Here is a 15,860-nt window from a genome sequence, read left to right as displayed (position 1 = left end):
CGGCGAGCCCTCCGGTCGGCACCGCGTACCGCCAGGGCGAGCAGCGACTGTTGTTCGCCGTCGACGACGGCACGCAGCTGGACGACGCCGAGTTCATCGCCATCGGACTGCGCCATCTGTCGGCGCGGCGCGCGCAGCGCGAGCTGGAGACACTCCTCGGCGCCCAGTGGGCGGACGGGCGCGTTCCGCACATCGTCTTCAACCGGACGGTACCCCTCGACGCGTACTTCCCCAGCCCGGACTTCTGGCGCTCCTCACGGGCGGGCGCCGGGGCGGGTGCCCCGGCCGGTATCGAGACCTCGGGCATCGTGCAGCCTCCGGTGCACGCGCTCGCCGCCTGGCTGGTGCACCAGGCCGACCCCGAGATGTCCCGCCGGCGCGGCTTCCTGCCCCGGCTCTACGGGCGACTCGCCGCCTGGCACGACTATCTGACCGGTCCCCGTGACCTGGGCGGCGGCGGGCTGTCCGCCGTGGTCCACCCGTGGGAGCCGGGCATGGACAACAGCCCGTGCTGGGACGGGCCGCTGCGGCGGGTCGATCCGGTCGCCCCGGGCTCGTACCGGCGCGCCGACCTCGACCACGGCCAGGCCGCCGAACGCCCGACCGACCTCGACTACGGGCGGTACGTGCGGCTCGCCGCCGACTACCGGGACAGCGGTTACGCGGACACGGCCGGCCATCACGCGTTCGCGGTCGAGGACCCGACGGTCAACGCGCTGCTGATCGTCTCGGAGCTGGCCCTCTCCCATATCGCCGCCGAGACGGGTGCGGACCCCCTGCCCCACGAGGACCGGGCGGCGCGCCTGACCGAGGCGCTGGTGGAGCGGCTGTGGTCGCCGGCCGACGGCATGTTCCTGTGCCGGGACCTCGTCGGCGACGCGCTCGTCCCCGAACGGAGCGTCGCCGGCCTCGTCCCCCTCGTCGTTCCTGGTCTGCCCCGGAACATCACGGACGCGCTGTACGCTACGGCGACGGGACCCGGCTTCCGGCTCGGTGAAGCGCTGATGGCACCGTCGTACGCCTTCGACGGCCCTGCCTACGACCCGTACCGCTACTGGCGCGGGCCTGCCTGGTTCAACGTGAACTGGCTGCTGGAGCAGGGCCTGCGCCAGTACGGGCGCATCGAGGCGGCCGACCAGCTGCGCACCTCCATGCTGACCACCGCCCGTACCTGCGACTTCGCCGAGTATGTGGACCCGTTCACCGGTGAGGCGCGCGGCACCCGCGACTTCGGCTGGACGGCAGCACTCGTTCTCGACCTCCTGGCCTCGTCGCCGCACCACGGAAAGGTCGGAGCGCAGCGGGAAACCCCCGAAGACCTCACGTCCGCGCCGCCGCGGGGCGAGGAGAACGCCGAGCTGACCGCGCCGCAGTAGCCGGCCACCTCCGCCTGCGGCCTCATGGGCCACGATCGAACGCTGCCGAGGGTACGGGCCTTCGCAACCCGCATCCACGCCCTCGCCCTCTCCCTCGCCCGACACCGCACCATGGTGTCCATGAACGCGAGTTCGCCTTCGGTCTCGCCCTCCTCGAGCTCCACCCCCGGCGGTGCGAGCGACGCGGTGCTGCGGATCTCGGCGGGCCGGTCTCCTGGCGATTGCGTCGAATTCACCGTGGCAACACGCGCCCATCACGCGCAGCCCACCGGGCGCGGCCAGGCTGCCGCTTGAGCGAAGCGTCATGTACTCGACATAGAGGAGCTCATGTGACCACGCGCCGCCCCCTCCGCTTCACCGCTCTTGTGACGGGTACCGCCCTCGCCGCGGTCGCCGCGGCCGTGCCCGCCCAGGCGCACCCGCACCCGTCGGCCGCTGACTTGCCCGCCACCCAGCCGAAGGCTGAGACGGACACGCTGTACGACGACGAGGCCGGCGGTAACGCCAACGCCGACGACCCCGCGATCTGGCGCAACGCCGCCGATCCCGGGCGCAGCCTCGTGATCGCCACGGCCAAGGAGGGCGGTCTACGCGTCTACGACCTCGACGCCCGCCAGGTCCAGTCGATCCCCGCCCCGGCACCCGCCGGACCGGACGACGCCCCCGGCCGCTTCAACAACGTCGATGTGGTCCAGGGCACGCGGCTCGTCCCCGGGCGCGCCGACCTCGCCGTGGTCACGGACCGCGGTAACGACCGGCTCCGCTTCTACCGCATCGACCGCGACCGGCCCGGCGGCCCGCTCACCGACGTCACCGACCCGGCGGCCGCGCCCGTCTTCTCCTCCGGCCAGGACGAGATCAACGAGCAGCACACCGCGTACGGCCTGGCCACCTGGACCGACCGTTCGACGGGCCGCTCGTACGCCCTCGCCAGCCGCCGGAACCGGACGAGCGTCGCGCTGCTGGAGATCACCCCCGGCCCTCGCGGCACCGTCGGTTATCGCAAGCTCCGCACCGTCTCCCTTCCGTCCGCCTTCCGCCTCCCGAACGGCACGTCCTGGACGCCCTGCGGCGAGCCCGGCGAACTCCCCCAGGTCGAAGGCATGGTCGTCGACCCGGCGAACGGTGTGCTGTACGCCGGCCAGGAGGACGTCGGTATCTGGCGACTGCCCGCCGACTTGCGGGGGAAGCCCGTCATGGTCGACAAGGTCCGCGAATACGGCGTTTCGGGCACGTACGACGAGGAGACCGAGGAGTGCACGCCGGGCGCTGACCCCGGCTACGGCGGCAAGCACCTGTCGGCCGACGTCGAGGGCCTCACGCTCCTCACCGAGCCTGACGGTGACGGCTATCTGCTGGCCTCCGGCCAGGGCGACAACGCCTTCGCCCTCTACGACCGTGAGGTCGGCGACGACAACGAATACGAGGGCGGTTTCCGCGTCACGGCCGCCTCGCCGGTGCTGGACGGCTCCGAGAAGTGCGACGGCGCGGCCGTGCTGAACGCCCCGCTCGGCCGCACGTACCCCAACGGTCTGCTCGTCGTCCAGGACGGTCACGACACCCCCGCCGACGACGACCGCGAGGCCACCGGCTTCAAGTTCGTCGACCTGGCCGACGTCCTGGACACCGTCGGCTGAGCCGGGCCGCCCCCGCGCAGGGCGGCCGCACTCTGCGCGGGGCGTACTTCGACGACCCGAACGGCCACACCATGGAGATCATCACCCGGCCGTACACCAGGCGCGGTTGTGATGACGTGGAGCCGCCGAAGCCACGGGCCTCGCAGCGGCCCTACGGCAGAGTGACCGTCGCTCTTTCCTCACTTCGTGGGCCCCCTATTTCGTCGCTTCACCGGCCTTCGCTGGGGCCCTTGGGGCCAACCATGACCTGGTTGTGGACTTCACCGGCGTCATCTTCGATGGCGGAGAACCAGGGGTGCAGGTGGCGTCGACCACGTCGCGCAGGTCGACGACGGTGTAGGTGCGGACAGCGCGCACGAGCTGGGTGGCGCGGAACAGTACCCGCCGGTCCTCGACGCCCGCGGCTTCGTGGAACTGACGCGGATTGATCTTCTCCGTCCTACACTCGGCATGCGTCATGCCCCTCAACCTGGCGAGGGGGTCCGACAATTGCGCACCCCTGCGGTGGAGCCCCCTCGGCACATCGGCGCGTCGCCGCCGCGGCGGCAGGTGTGAGTCTTGACGGGAGAGGTCGTGGTTCGGGCGGCCGCGTTCGGGAGATGGGTGCGCATGCTGGTTCTGGGACGTTCGCAGGTCGAGGAGCTGCTCGACATGGGCGCTTTGATCGACGCATTGGCCCCCGCCATGGCGGACCTCAGCACGGGCCACGCCTCGGCGCCCCCGCGCACCGCCGCGCTGGTGCCGGATCGCAGTGGATTCCTCGCGGCCATGCCCGGGTTCGTGCCGTCGGCGGGAGCCCTCGTGAGCAAGCTGGTGTCCCTCTTTCCGCAGAACGCCGGGACCCGTCTGCCGACCCATCAGGCGCTGATCGCCGCTTTCGATCCGGAGACGGGTGAGCCTGCCGCCCTGCTGGACGGAACGGCGATCACGGCAGCGCGTACGGGTGCCTGTTCGGCGCTGTCGGCACGGCTGCTGGCCCGGGAGGACTCCACGGTTCTGGCGGTCCTGGGAACGGGTGTGCAGGCCCGCGCCCACGCCGATGCCATGTGCCGGGTCCGCCCGATCCGGGAGATCCGGGTCGCGGGGCGCGACCCGGAGAAGGCAGCTGCCCTGGCTGCCGAGCTTGCCTCGGCGTCACAGGCAGCGGGGGCGTCGAGGGTGGAGGTGCGCGCGGTGGCCACGTACGCGGAGGCGCTCGACGGCGCGGACATCGTCGCCGCGGCCACGCATGCGGCGGAGCCGGTGGTACGGCGGGAATGGCTGGCGCCCGGGGCGCACGTCACCTCCGTGGGGTACAACCCAGCCGGACGGGAGGTCGACGACGCCACGGTCGTCCAGTCGCTCGTGTGCGTCGAGTCGCGGGAGGCTGCGCTGGCGCCCTTCCCCGCCGGCAGCAACGACCTGCTGAGCCCGATCCGCGACGGGCTGATCACGGCCGAGCACGTACACGCCGAGCTGGGCGAACTCGTCACCGGGAGCCGCACCGGGCGCACCACGCCGGAGCAGATCACCCTCTACAAGTCGGTCGGCGTCTCCGTGCAGGACGCCGCGGCGGCGGCGCTGGTCCTCGGCGCGGCGCGTGAGCGTGGCACGGGCGAGGATGTCTCCCTGCGGTGACACGGATGCGTGGCGCGGCGGCCGCCGCGCCACGCGCTGGGCGCTCTGTCGATTGTCAGCGGCTCGTGCGAGGCTGCTGTGCATGCGTACGACACCGGACGGGCGGCCGGTCCCGCCCCCTCATGCAGGTGAACGCGCCATGCTGGAGAGCTGGTTGGACTTCCACCGGGCCACCCTGGCTCTGAAGTGCGCCGGTCTCGACGACCGTGGGACACGGCTGGCGCCGGTGCAGCCGTCGTCAATGACGATGCTGGGTCTGGTCCAGCACATGGCCGAGGTCGAAAGGAACTGGTTCCAGCGGGTGTTCGCCGGCCAGGACGTGCCGTTGCGGTTCGGGGACGAGGGGGAGTTCGGTTTCGCCCTCGTTCCGGAGCGCGGCATGGACGAGGCGCTGGCAGCGTGGCGGGCCGAGGTCGAACGGAGCCGCGAGCTGACGGCCGGTGCCTCGCTCGACGACGTCGGCAAGCTGTCCGAGCAGAACGCCGCCGTGCTCGGCGACGACGGTGTGTCGCTGCGCTGGATCCTGGTGCACATGATCGAGGAGTACGCGCGTCACAACGGGCACGCGGATCTGCTCAGGGAGAGCATCGACGGCGTCACGGGGGCGTAGTGGCACGGGGGTTCGGAGCGGCGTGCGGGCAGCCGGGCGCGGGTGCGGCTCGGCTTCGTCAGCGGACCACCACCGTGCGCTGCGCCGAGAAGTCACCCCACTTGCCGTCCGGCAGCTTGGCCCGGAGCTTGATGCTGTAGCGGGTGCCGGGTCTGTCGGTCACGGTCATGGTGTAGGTGGCCGTCCCGGCGGGAGGCTCGGCGCCCCACACGATGGTGGTCACCGGCTCGCCGTTCAGGTGGAGTTGGTGCTCCTTGACCGGAGCGCCGGTCCGTGGTGGAGTCCATTTCAGCTCGATGCTCCCCTTGCGGACCGTCGCCTCGAGGTCGGTCGGCGCGGTGCTCGGGCTCTCGTCGCCCGGTGCCGAAGGCGTGGTGAGGTCAACGGAGTTGCTGTCCGGCGACGAGTTCTCCGCGGCATCCCGGGCCCGGACGGTGAAGGTGTAGACGGTGCCGGCCCGCAGGCCGGTGACGCGGGCGGTGGTCGCGTCGCCGCTCACGCTGTGGACGCGGGAGTCCTCCTGGTAGATGTCGTACGAGGTGACGCCCGTGTCGTCCGTGGCACGCTGCCAGGTCAGGGAGACCGTGGTGGCCCCTTCCGCACGACCCTTGACCCGGGCCGGCGTCGTCGGGGCCTTGCGGTCGTCCGGCGCCGGCGCCGGGGTGGTGACGGATATCGCGGCGCTGGGGGCTGACAGGTTCCCGGCGGCGTCCCGCGCCCGCACGGTGAAGCTGTACGCCGTCTCCGGCGCCAGCCCGTCGATGTCGACCATGTGCTTGCCGGCCGGCAGGGCCGCGACCTTGGCCCCCTTCCGGTAGACCTCGTAGCCGGTGACCGCCTTGTTGTCGGCGGACTTGGCCCACATGACGTGCACGGACGTGGCGCTGCCGGCCTGCGCGGTCACCCCGGACGGTGTGGAGGGGCGTTCGCTGTCCTTGTCGTCCTCGGCTCCGCAGGCGGTGAGGACCATGGCGGCAGAGCAGGCCAACGCGACGATGATGGGGGGACGTTGCACGGTCGGGCCTCCGCGTACGGACGACGGGCATTGGTCCAGACCTGTATGCCACACTCGGCGGTTCGCCACAAGACGACCGCGAGTACACGCAGAACGGACGCCGTACCTTCACACAGCCTGATGGCTTTCTTATGGCTTCTTGAAGAAGGGCCACGAAAGGGCTTCCGCGGTTCGAACCGGCCTACGATCTCGGCAACCCCCCACCGTGATCCCGGCGGGCGCGGTTGCGGCCGCCGGGATCACGACCGCACAGCCGTCAACCTCCCGAGGTGTCCTACGCATGGGTTCTCGAAGAGCCGCTCGTTCCAACGCCCACTCGCACGCTCGGCCAAAGACCGGGCTGCGCGCCCGGGGCGCCGTGCTGGCGCTGGGCGTGATCACGGTCGCCGCAGGTGTGGGGGCCACCCTCGTCACGAGCGGCGGCGACGAGGGCGGAGCGGCTGGACGTGTGGACACCAACGCCGCAGGGGAGATACCCGGCGGCGACGAGGACGCCACAACGGGCAGCGCATCACCGCTCACCTCGCCCTCGGGAACGCCGAGCGCGTCGCCGAGCAAGAGTGTCACGGCGTCCGCCGAGCCGAAGCGGTCGGCGAGCCCGTCCACGGCCTCCAAGACCGCGAAGCGGACGGCAACGGCGAAGCCGACCGGCAACGGCGGAACGGGCGGCTCCGGCGGCGACCGACCTGCCTCGTCGTCCGGCGGATCAGGATCCGGGTCGGGTTCGGGATCAGGCTCGGGATCCGGAAGCGGCTCCGACTCGAACAGCGCGGAGGCTCAGGTCCTCGCACTCGTCAACAAGGAGCGCTCCTCCGCCGGCTGCTCGCCGGTCACCGCCAACGCGGAGCTCACCCGGGCCGCCGACAACTACAGCGACGTCATGGCCCGCAGCGGCGTGATGTCCCACACCGGACCCGACGGTTCCACAATGACGAGCCGGGTCGAGGCCGCGGGATACGAGTGGTCCACGCTGGGCGAGAACATAGCCCGGGGGCAGGCGGACGCCGCGGCGGTCATGAACTCGTGGATGAACAGCCCCGGTCACCGCGCCAACATACTCAACTGCTCCTTCAAGGAGCTCGGCGTCGGCGTCCACTTCGGTGACGGCGGCCCGTGGTGGACCCAGAACTTCGGCGCCGGGCGCTAGTTGTATCGACCCGCGGCGTTGTTCACGCGGCTGATGGGGCGGACGGCCCGGGCGCCCCGCGGCGCCGGCCGCGCCCTCCGCGGGCCCGGTCCGTACAGCGACCGGTCCGTACAGCGACCGGTCAAGGCAGCCGTACGGACCGGGTCTGCGGCCCGTCAGGGTCAGGCTGCGGGCATCAGCACGCGGGCGGCCCCCTCATCCTTTTTGTTGTGCCGGTCGGCCCAGTTGGCGAGCGCAGTGCTGCATGCGTGATCCAGATGCCGCAGGCCGAGCAGATCGAGCTCGATCTGCCGGTCTCCGGGCAGCCGTTCGAGGGCGTCCAGGATCCGCGGCAGCCTGAGGAAGGTCGCGTTGCCGGAGAGGACCACACGCAGCGGACCGTCAGGGTCCAGGCCTTCGTCCAGTTGCACCTGGACGTGGGACGTCTCCCACGCAGTCTTCGCGATGGCAAGCAGCAGCCCGGCCAGCACGCCCTCGAACATGTTGGTCGCGACGATGGCGACCGCTGTCGCCATCAGGATCAGGGCCTCTCCCCGGTGCTCGCGCCACAGCGGCCGCAGTTCCTTCAGGGGAATGAGCTTCCACCCGGAGAAGACGAGGATGCCGGCGAGGGAGGCAACGGGTATGAGGCCGAGCGCAGCCGGCACGAGTGCCGCGAAGAGCAGCAGCCACACGCCGTGCAGCACCCGTGACGCCTTGGTCCGCGCTCCGGCTTGCACGTTCGCCGAACTGCGCACGATGACGGCCGTCATCGGCAGTGCCCCGAGAGCGCCGCACAGGGCGTTGCCCGCCCCCTGCGCCATCAGCTCCTTGTCGTAGTCGGTGCCGGGTCCGCTGTGCATACGGTCGACGGCAGCGGCACTGAACAGGCTCTCCGCCGAAGCGATGAGGGTGACGGCGACGACCGTACCGATCGCACCGACCAGTCCGATGTCCGTGATCCGGCCGAGGTCGTCCAGGGACGGTGGCCGGATCACGCCCAGCAGCCCCTGCACGTCGACCCGCTTCACGGGCAGTTGGAACAGCGCGACGGCGGAGGTGGTCAGAGCGACGGCGGCCAGCGGTGCGGGCACCAGGCGGATCTTGGGCGGCAGGTGCTTCCACAGCGCCATCAGCACGACGGTTGCCGCGCCGAGGGCGAAGGCCGTCAGCGCGCCGGGCGAGCGGACCGTACGCAGGAGCAGTTCGGGCAGGCCCCAGATATTGGCCGGACCCGAGCCGGGCGCCTTCGCATCGGCCATGGCGTAGAGCTGTCCAGCGATCAGCACGAGACCGATCCCGGCGAGCATCCCCTCCACGACGGCGATGGAGATGGCGCGGAACCAGCGGCCCAGCCGAAGCGCTCCCATGCCCAGTTGCAGCACGCCGGCCGCGAGGACGAAGACGCCCAGGGCCCCGAGTCCGAATGCGTTGACGGCTTCGAGGACGAGGACGGTCAGCCCGGCGGCGGGTCCGCTGACCTGGAGGCTGCTGCCCGGGAGCAGTCCGGTGACGAGCCCGCCGACGATGCCGGTGACCAGCCCGAGTTCCGCGGGGACGCCGGATGCCACGGCCACGCCCACGCACAGCGGGAGGGCGACCAGGAAGACGACGAGGGACGCGGTCAGGTCGGCGCGCAGGGTCGAGGCGGACGGTCGTTCTGTGGGCTGCGACGCCGCCTTCCGGTGGCGTCCGCGGTTCCCACGGCTGGGATCTCCGCGTCCGAGGTCTCCGCGCTCAAGGTTTCCGCGCCCGCGGGTGCCGTCGACGCTCACAGCGGAAGGAACGCGTCGTCGTGCGGCCGGTGCACGAGCACGGAACCGGTGTCTACTTCGTAGAACCAGCCGTGCAGGTTGAGTCGCCCTGCCTCAGCCCGTCGGTCGACGCAGGGGTACTCGCTCAACCGCCCTAACTGGGACAGAACATGGTGCTTGACGGCCTCGGCGACAGCGGGTCCGGAGGAGTCGATGGACAGGGGCGGGGTTGTCGCGTTCTCCAGCCAGCCGCGGACCGCCGGGACGGCGGAGAGATCTTCACGACGCACCATCGCGCCGACGGCACCGCAGTGGGAGTGGCCGCAGACGACGATGTCGGCGACCCCGAGCACCTCGACGGCGTACTCGATGGTGGCCGCCTCGCTCGAGTGCCGGCCGGGGGCGTATGGCGGAATGATGCCGCCCGCCGTGCGGAGTTCGAACAGCTCGCCCAGGGAGGCTCCGGTGATCAGCGTGGGGTTCACGCGCGAGTCGGAGCAGGTGGTGAACAGCGCCTGGGGTGCCTGGCCGTCCGCGAGTCGGCCGAACTCCTCGGCACGGGCGGCGGCTCGCTGCCGGAAGTCGCGGGCGTTCTGCATGAGCATGTGCATAGGGGTGTCCTCCGGCGCGCCCATCGGCGCGCGGTGGGGGGATGGTCGTGTCCGATCGCTGGTCTCGCCGGGTCCGTAGGGAAGTCGCCGGGTCCGTAGGGAAGTCGACGGACCGCTATGCCCTGTCCGGGCGGGACGGGATCAATGGCACCGGGGGGATCGGGGGTACCGGGGGCGGGAGAACGGGGTGGGTTCTTCCCGGCTTCGGCCGTACGGAACTACGGGAGGGACCGGCTGCACCGGCGCAACTGGTCGGTAACTCCAGCCTCTTGGGTGACTCTGACACCACGGAGGCACAAAAGTCTGTGATTCGTTGCACATTCGTGAGCGTCACGCCTCTTGACAGTCGGGGCTCGACGGGGCTACCCGAGGTCACCCCAGCTCACGGAGCCGATCGCGGGCGCCACGTGAGAGGCGACACGTCCGAGATCGTTTCCGACCACTTCCAGCCGGCCGAATCACGCCAGCCCGAACGACACCCGCACTCTCGCCCCGCCCATCGGGGCCCTGGTGATCTGCAGTTCTCCGTCGGCCGCTCGGGCCGCGCGCGCGACGATGTCCAGGCCCAGTCCTGTCCCGCCGCTCCCGCCCCCGCTGACGCCCCGGGTCAGCGCCGCGTCGGGGTCGGCGACACCCGGGCCCGCGTCGTCCACCGTGAGCAGCACGTGCCGGTCGGTGCGTTCGACGCGCACGGCGAAGGCGGTGCCCTGCGGGGTGTGCCGGAAGACGTTCCCGATCAGGGCGTCCACCACGGCGGCGAGGTCGTCCTCCGGGAACCGCACGGGCGTGCGGCGCGGGGTGAAGGAGCGTTCGCACACCCGGTCCTGCTGAGCGGCGAGCACCGACCAGAAGTCCAGTCGCATCGCGACGACCTCCGTCATCTCGCAGGGGCGCCCCGCCGCGTGCCCGGCGGCCGGACCCGCGGCGAGCGGGGTGCGGGCCGCGGTGATGATGGAGTCGAGCTCGGACTCCAGCTGGGCCACGGCCTTGGTGATGCGCCGGGCGCCGGGCGACGCACCCATCAGGTCCGCTTCCAGGTACAGCGCGGTGAGCGGCGTGCGCAGCCGGTGCGAGAGGTCCGCGACCATCTCACGTTCGATCGCGAGCAGTTCGACGACACGGTCGGCCATCGTGTTGAACGCGGCCCCGGCGTCCTGCAGCTCCGGCGGCCCGTCGGGTGCCACGCGTACGTCGAGGTCGCCGGAGCCCAGGGCCAGCGATGCCCGCTTCAGGCTCTGGGAGGAACGGACCACCCGGGCCCCCAGCCGGTCCGCCACCAGTACGGAGCCGCCCACCAGGCCCAGCGCGAGCAGGGACATGACCCCCCACGAGGCCCACACGCCGCGGGTCAGATCCGCGGCGGGCACGTACGCCTCGACGACGGCGACACGGTTCTTGGGCAGCACGACGGGCTGGAGGTAGACCCAGCCCTCGGCGGTGTCCATGGCGAGGGTCTCCCGCTTCCGCACGGCACGGTCCAGTGCTTCCTTCGGCGCGTGCGGGCTGCCGAGGAGGCCGCCGTCGGGGAGGCGTACGACCAGCTGGTCCCGTGAACCGATCTCGGCCACGGCCTGCTGGACGTCACCCCGCTCGGTGGTCAGGGCGAGCACCGGCGAGAGGGCGGAGGCCCGCTGCTGGGCGGCGGTCGTCACCCGGTCACGGGCCTGTTCGCGCACCAGGAGGGCGAGGGGGATGAGGAAGGACAGCGCGACCATCGACGTCACGGCCAGCGCGATCCCGGCGAGGGCGCGTCTCATGAGGGAGAAGTGACCAGTTTGATCCCGATCCCGCGCACCGTGTGCAGATAGCGGGGTGCTGACGCCTTTTCGCCCAGTTTCCTGCGCAGTGCGGAGAGATGGACGTCCACCGTCTGGTCCTCCAGATACGGCTGCTGCCACACCTCGGCGAGTATGCGCCGACGGGATATGACCTGGTCCGCGTTGGCCGCGAGATAGGCGAGCAGATCGAATTCTCGACGGGTGAGGGCCAGTTCGGCGTCCGCGAGGTGCGCCGTACGGGCCTGCGGATCGATCCTGAGGTCGGCGACCTGGACGACCGGCCGACGGTCACGGCCGTCCGCCGCGGCCGGCGCCGAACGGCGCAGCACCGCGGCGAGCCTGGCCGCGAGCTGACCGCCGGAGAAGGGCTTGACCATGTAGTCGTCGGCCCCGGCGTTGAGCAGTCTGATGATCTCCGTGTCGTCGTCGCGCGCCGTGGCGACCAGGACGGGCACCCGCGAGATGCCGCGGATCATGCGCAGCACGTCGAGCCCGTCGAGGTCGGGCAGCCCGAGGTCGAGCACCACGATGTCGGGCGGGCCCTGGGTGACTTCGCGCAGCGCCTCGAAGCCCTGATGGGCGGTCTTCACCGCGTACCCGTGTCCGGTGAGGACCTCGATCAGCGCGGCCCGGATGACAGGGTCGTCTTCGACGACAAGTACGGAGGCCATGAGAGCGCACGTTAGCCGGTCCGTCACTATGGTGTCGTGTCCCGCCTCCTGCGCTACCTGCTCATCTGGCTGTCGTGCACGGCAGCCAGCGTCACGGCCGTGATGATCACGGTCCATTTCGTGGTGGGCTCGACCAGGCCCACGGCACCGGTGGCACAGTCGGCCCCGAAGGATTTCGCCGCCGCGCCGCAGGTCTCCGCGTCACCGCGCCCGAGCCCTTCCCGTAGCCCGAGCCCGAGCCCGAGCACGCGTAAGCCGTCGCCGTCGAGGACATCCGAGAAGCCGCGCACGGCGACGCCGACTCCCGCTGCCCGCACCACCGCTCCCCCGCAGGACGCGCCTCCCGCGGCGCCACCGGCCCAGGGTGGAGGGCAGGGAGCGGGCGCGGGCTGCGAGGAGGGCGGCTCGGGGGTGCACACGATCTCCTCCGAGGGCGGCAAGGCGACCGTGCGCTTCGGCAGCGGCGGGGTGTGCCTCATCTCGGCGGTACCGAACGAGGGCTTCACGGTGAGCACGGCCCAGAGCGAGCCGCAGACGCTGACGGCGACCTTCTCGGCCGCCCGCCACCGCTCCGAGATCACGGCGACGACGAACCCGTCGGATCGAGCGAGCGTGCGCGAGACGTCGTTCTGAACACGAGGTTCAGGACGCGGTTGCGAGCACGAGCTTCAGAGTACGAGGGTCCAGGCACGAGTCCTCTCGGAAATCGCCTGCCCCAGGGCTGCGCCGCAGGCAACCGGGGCAGGTCGCGCACCTCTGCGCGCGCCGTCGAACCGCCCCGGGGTGTCACCTGATCCGCGTGCCCGTCCCCGACACCCGCACCCGCTCGTCGCCCGCGCGCAGTTCTACGGTCAGCGTCCCCGAGCGGCCCATGTCCTGGCCCTGGTGCAGGGTGAGCACCGCGGACTCGGGGACCAGGCCCAGCTCGCGGGCGTACGCGCCGAAGGCGCCCGCAGCCGCGCCCGTCGCGGGGTCCTCCACGACGCCGCCCACCGGGAACGGGTCGCGCACATGGAAGACGGTCTCCGACTCCCGCCACACCAACTGCACCGTGGTCAGGTCGAGACGGCGCATCAGGGCCGCGAGGCGGTCGAAGTCGTACGCGAGATCCGCGAGCCGCTCACGGGTCGCGGCGCCGAGCACCAGATGCCGGGCGCCCGCGAAAGCGATACGGGGCGCCAGCGCGGGCTCGAGGTCGGCGACCGGCCAGTCGAGCGCGGCGAGCGCCTCGGCGAGGTCCGCGTCCGCGATGTCCTCGCTGTGCGGTTCCACCGTGGTGAGGGTGGCGCGCAGCGCCCCGCCCTCGTCGCTCACGGTCACCGGCACCGCCCCGGCTCGCGTCGCGAACAGCAGGTCGCCGGTTCCGATGCGTTCGCCGAGGGCGATGGCCGTGGCGACGGTGGCGTGCCCGCAGAACGGCACCTCCGCCTTGGGGCTGAAGTACCGGATCGTGAAGGCCCGTCCGGGCTCGCCGCCGAGCCCTTCGGGCGGAGCGGTCAGAAACGCGGACTCGCTGTAGCCCAGTTCCGCGGCGATGGCGAGCATCCCGGCATCGTCGAGCCCCGCGGCGTCCAGTACGACCCCGGCGGGGTTGCCGCCCTCGGGGTCCCCGGAGAAGGCGGTGTAGCGCAGCACTTCGTGCTTCGTCGTCATGCCCGGCGGAACCACGGTCCGGAGCGTTTTGTTCCCGGCGCGCGGCCGGGACGGGACGGCCCGGCCGCAGCGAGCCGGATTGACACCCGGAGTGCGTATATCGCGACGATCTTGGTGTTGGTGCCGGCGCTCGCGGCACTGAAATGCTGGACGTCCGAAGCCGGGCCGACCGGCAGCGAAGGTCGTGGGGGTACTTGTGGTGGACGTCTTCCGGACGAGGGACGGTTTGGTGCGCGGGCGGCGGACGACCGACGGAGTGGTGGCGGTGCTCGGTGTGCCGTACGCCGCGCCGCCGTTCGCCGCCGGGCGGTTCCACGAGCCGCGGCCCGTCGCGCCCTGGGAGGGCGTGCGGGAGTGTGTCGACTTCGGCGTCATCGCCCCTCAGTCGGCCGAGCTTCCGGGGGCGCCGACGTGGTCGCCCGGTGACGAGGACGTGCTGACGCTCAACGTGTGGGTGCCGCCGGGCGACGTGACCTGTCGGCCGGTCCTGGTGTGGATCCACGGCGGCGCGTACACCTTCGGCTCCTCCGCGCAGCCCGACTTCGACGGCAGCGCCCTCGCCCGCGACGGTGGACTGGTCGTGGTGACGATCAACTACCGGGTGGGATTCGAGGGATTCGGGCATGTGCCCGGAGCTCCGGACAACCGCGGACTTCTGGACCAGGTCGCCGCCTTGCGCTGGGTCCGGGAGAACGTCGGTGCGTTCGGCGGCGACCCTGACAATGTCACGGCGGCCGGGCAGTCCGCCGGGGCGACCTCCGTGGCCTGCCTGATGGTGATGGACCGAGCCGAGGGGCTGTTCCGCCGGGCGATCGCCCACAGCGCCGTCGGTCCCTGCTTCTCGACCGCGCTGGCCCAGGAGGTCACCGCGCGCTTGGCCGCCGCGGCGGGCGTTCCCGCCACAGCCGACGCCCTGGCGGCTGTTTCGCCCCATGCTCTGGTCGCGGCCTCCGACGAGGTGGTGGACGCCTGCCGCCGCGATCCGGGGTCCGGACACCTCCACTACGACCCGGTCGTCTACGGGCCGGTCGTCGACGGTGCCGTCCTGCCCGAGGAGCCGCTCGCCGCCATCGCCGCGGGCGGCGGTGCCGGCGTGGACCTGCTCGTCTGCCACACCACCGAGGAGTACCGGCTGCTGGACGCCGTGGGCAGCAGCGCGAAAGTGACGACCGCTGAGCAACTCGACCGTTTCCGGCACGATTTCGGGCTGCCGGACGGCCTGGTGGCCGGTTACCGCGCCCTCATGCCGGACGCCCCGGTGCTCGACGTCTACCTCGCCGTCCTCGGCGACCTGATGTTCGGCGAGTACAGCAGCCGCCTCGCCGAGTCGCACGCACGTACCGGCGGCCGGACGTTCCTGTCCCGCTTCGACCGACGGCGCAAGGGTCCGCACGGCGAGGTACGTGCGTGGCACTGCGCGGATGTGCCGTTCGCCTTCGGCAACCACGAGCTGGACGCGGTCGAGTTCCTCATCGGCGGCCCGCCCTCCCCCGCGGACCACCGCCTGTCCCGGGACATGGTCGCGGCGTGGGCCGGCTTCGCCGGCAGCGGCGACCCTGGGTGGCAGCCCCTGGACACCACGGGCACCGGGCCGGTCCGCATCTGGGCCCCCGACGACGCCGGGGAACGGCCGGAGCTGCCAAACACCCGGGCCCTGTGGCGGGACGCCGGCGGGTACCGGCCGCTGGGGCTCTGACCGGGCCGCCGGAGACACGAGCACTCTGACCGAGACGTCCGTCACCCGCGCACCGTATGAGTCCGTTATGGATCTGTTTCCACGTTGCTCGCGGAAAATAGATCGTGAAAGCATCTCCGGGTGAGTGACAACGGGGATGGGATATCGAGGCATGACCGCCTCTCGAGGCTTGCGGAGTTGGCCGATTGGCCTGCGGCGGAGGACCCGCCGGCAGAGCCGGCGCCTTCCGTGCCTGCTGCTGCTTCCGGTGGCGCGCCGGTGGATGAGGTCGCGGTGGCGCGGCGTCGGTTTGCGGTGTTGCTGGGGGAATTTCGGC

15 protein-coding genes are annotated in these 15,860 nt (G+C 71.7%); 7 read left to right on the top strand and 8 right to left on the bottom strand.

From position 1 onward, the window contains the following. Together ABZ070_RS27000 and ABZ070_RS26995 are read left to right on the top strand one after the other, a co-directional pair. The coding region (locus ABZ070_RS27000; RefSeq protein WP_356637932.1) for a hypothetical protein at positions 1 to 1,376 on the top strand (1,376 nt) is incomplete at its 5' end. A gap of 329 nt (positions 1,377 to 1,705) precedes the next feature. Beyond that, entirely contained in the window at positions 1,706 to 3,013 is a 1,308-nt protein-coding gene (locus tag ABZ070_RS26995) for a phytase (RefSeq protein ID WP_356637931.1), read from the top strand. Positions 3,014 to 3,208: 195 nt separating this feature from the next. Here ABZ070_RS26995 and ABZ070_RS26990 read toward each other — a convergent pair whose 3' ends face one another. Then, positions 3,209 to 3,472: a hypothetical protein gene (locus tag ABZ070_RS26990; protein WP_356637930.1), complete on the bottom strand. Its 264-nt coding sequence runs from the start codon at positions 3,470 to 3,472 to the stop codon at positions 3,209 to 3,211. A 150-nt stretch (positions 3,473 to 3,622) separates the two neighbouring features. Here ABZ070_RS26990 and ABZ070_RS26985 point away from each other — a divergent pair, with 150 nt between their 5' ends. Together ABZ070_RS26985 and ABZ070_RS26980 are read left to right on the top strand one after the other, a co-directional pair. Beyond that, positions 3,623 to 4,630, top strand: coding sequence for an ornithine cyclodeaminase family protein (locus tag ABZ070_RS26985; RefSeq protein ID WP_356637929.1), 1,008 nt, complete (start codon positions 3,623 to 3,625; stop codon positions 4,628 to 4,630). Positions 4,631 to 4,712: 82 nt separating this feature from the next. Next, positions 4,713 to 5,240 carry a DinB family protein gene (locus tag ABZ070_RS26980; protein WP_356637928.1) on the top strand — a complete coding sequence of 176 codons (528 nt, stop codon included), beginning with the start codon at positions 4,713 to 4,715 and terminating at the stop codon, positions 5,238 to 5,240. 58 nt (positions 5,241 to 5,298) lie between these two features. Here ABZ070_RS26980 and ABZ070_RS26975 read toward each other — a convergent pair whose 3' ends face one another. After that, positions 5,299 to 6,210: a fibronectin type III domain-containing protein gene (locus ABZ070_RS26975; RefSeq protein ID WP_356637935.1), complete on the bottom strand. Its 912-nt coding sequence runs from the start codon at positions 6,208 to 6,210 to the stop codon at positions 5,299 to 5,301. A 325-nt stretch (positions 6,211 to 6,535) separates the two neighbouring features. Between ABZ070_RS26975 and ABZ070_RS26970 the strand changes: the two genes are divergently transcribed. Further along, positions 6,536 to 7,402, top strand: coding sequence for a CAP domain-containing protein (locus ABZ070_RS26970; protein WP_356637927.1), 867 nt, complete (start codon positions 6,536 to 6,538; stop codon positions 7,400 to 7,402). Between the two features lie 161 nt (positions 7,403 to 7,563). Here ABZ070_RS26970 and ABZ070_RS26965 read toward each other — a convergent pair whose 3' ends face one another. The 5 genes from ABZ070_RS26965 to ABZ070_RS26945 form a co-directional block, all read right to left on the bottom strand. Then, positions 7,564 to 9,021, bottom strand: a complete 1,458-nt coding sequence (locus ABZ070_RS26965) for a SulP family inorganic anion transporter (RefSeq protein WP_356637934.1) — start codon at positions 9,019 to 9,021, stop codon at positions 7,564 to 7,566. Positions 9,022 to 9,152: 131 nt separating this feature from the next. Continuing rightward, positions 9,153 to 9,746, bottom strand: coding sequence for a carbonic anhydrase (locus ABZ070_RS26960; RefSeq protein WP_356637926.1), 594 nt, complete (start codon positions 9,744 to 9,746; stop codon positions 9,153 to 9,155). A 458-nt stretch (positions 9,747 to 10,204) separates the two neighbouring features. After that, entirely contained in the window at positions 10,205 to 11,503 is a 1,299-nt protein-coding gene (locus tag ABZ070_RS26955; protein ID WP_356637925.1) for a HAMP domain-containing sensor histidine kinase, read from the bottom strand. Further along, a complete protein-coding gene (locus tag ABZ070_RS26950; protein ID WP_356637924.1) occupies positions 11,500 to 12,195 on the bottom strand; it encodes a response regulator transcription factor in 696 nt (231 codons plus the stop codon). Before ABZ070_RS26950 ends, ABZ070_RS26955 begins: the two co-directional genes overlap by 4 nt. A gap of 53 nt (positions 12,196 to 12,248) precedes the next feature. Beyond that, positions 12,249 to 12,512 (bottom strand): hypothetical protein, encoded by a 264-nt coding sequence (locus ABZ070_RS26945; protein WP_356637923.1) that lies wholly within the window; start codon positions 12,510 to 12,512, stop codon positions 12,249 to 12,251. A 94-nt stretch (positions 12,513 to 12,606) separates the two neighbouring features. Between ABZ070_RS26945 and ABZ070_RS26940 the strand changes: the two genes are divergently transcribed. After that, positions 12,607 to 12,828 (top strand): hypothetical protein, encoded by a 222-nt coding sequence (locus tag ABZ070_RS26940; protein WP_356637922.1) that lies wholly within the window; start codon positions 12,607 to 12,609, stop codon positions 12,826 to 12,828. Positions 12,829 to 12,981: 153 nt separating this feature from the next. On the opposite strand, the gene ABZ070_RS26935 is transcribed toward ABZ070_RS26940, so the two are convergent. Further along, positions 12,982 to 13,848 carry a PhzF family phenazine biosynthesis isomerase gene (locus ABZ070_RS26935; protein ID WP_356637921.1) on the bottom strand — a complete coding sequence of 289 codons (867 nt, stop codon included), beginning with the start codon at positions 13,846 to 13,848 and terminating at the stop codon, positions 12,982 to 12,984. Between the two features lie 199 nt (positions 13,849 to 14,047). Here ABZ070_RS26935 and ABZ070_RS26930 point away from each other — a divergent pair, with 199 nt between their 5' ends. Continuing rightward, a complete protein-coding gene (locus tag ABZ070_RS26930) occupies positions 14,048 to 15,544 on the top strand; it encodes a carboxylesterase family protein (RefSeq protein ID WP_356637933.1) in 1,497 nt (498 codons plus the stop codon). Positions 15,545 to 15,860: the final 316 nt, after the last annotated feature.

This window comes from Streptomyces sp. NPDC006283 (assembly GCF_040613325.1).
Lineage (GTDB): Bacteria > Actinomycetota > Actinomycetes > Streptomycetales > Streptomycetaceae > Streptomyces.
The sequence above is the reverse complement of the archived record's forward strand: the minus strand, read 5'-3'. Positions and strand labels throughout refer to the sequence as shown.

Coding starts and splice junctions, on each gene's coding strand:
- ABZ070_RS26935 (WP_356637921.1), bottom strand. CDS start 13,848: ATGACGACGAAGCACGAAGTGCTGCGCTACACCGCCTTCTCCGGGGAC.
- ABZ070_RS26960 (WP_356637926.1), bottom strand. CDS start 9,746: ATGCACATGCTCATGCAGAACGCCCGCGACTTCCGGCAGCGAGCCGCC.
- ABZ070_RS26975 (WP_356637935.1), bottom strand. CDS start 6,210: ATGGTCCTCACCGCCTGCGGAGCCGAGGACGACAAGGACAGCGAACGC.
- ABZ070_RS26990 (WP_356637930.1), bottom strand. CDS start 3,472: ATGACGCATGCCGAGTGTAGGACGGAGAAGATCAATCCGCGTCAGTTC.
- ABZ070_RS26985 (WP_356637929.1), top strand. CDS start 3,623: ATGCTGGTTCTGGGACGTTCGCAGGTCGAGGAGCTGCTCGACATGGGC.
- ABZ070_RS26955 (WP_356637925.1), bottom strand. CDS start 11,503: ATGAGACGCGCCCTCGCCGGGATCGCGCTGGCCGTGACGTCGATGGTC.
- ABZ070_RS26970 (WP_356637927.1), top strand. CDS start 6,536: ATGGGTTCTCGAAGAGCCGCTCGTTCCAACGCCCACTCGCACGCTCGG.
- ABZ070_RS26980 (WP_356637928.1), top strand. CDS start 4,713: ATGCGTACGACACCGGACGGGCGGCCGGTCCCGCCCCCTCATGCAGGT.
- ABZ070_RS26950 (WP_356637924.1), bottom strand. CDS start 12,195: ATGGCCTCCGTACTTGTCGTCGAAGACGACCCTGTCATCCGGGCCGCG.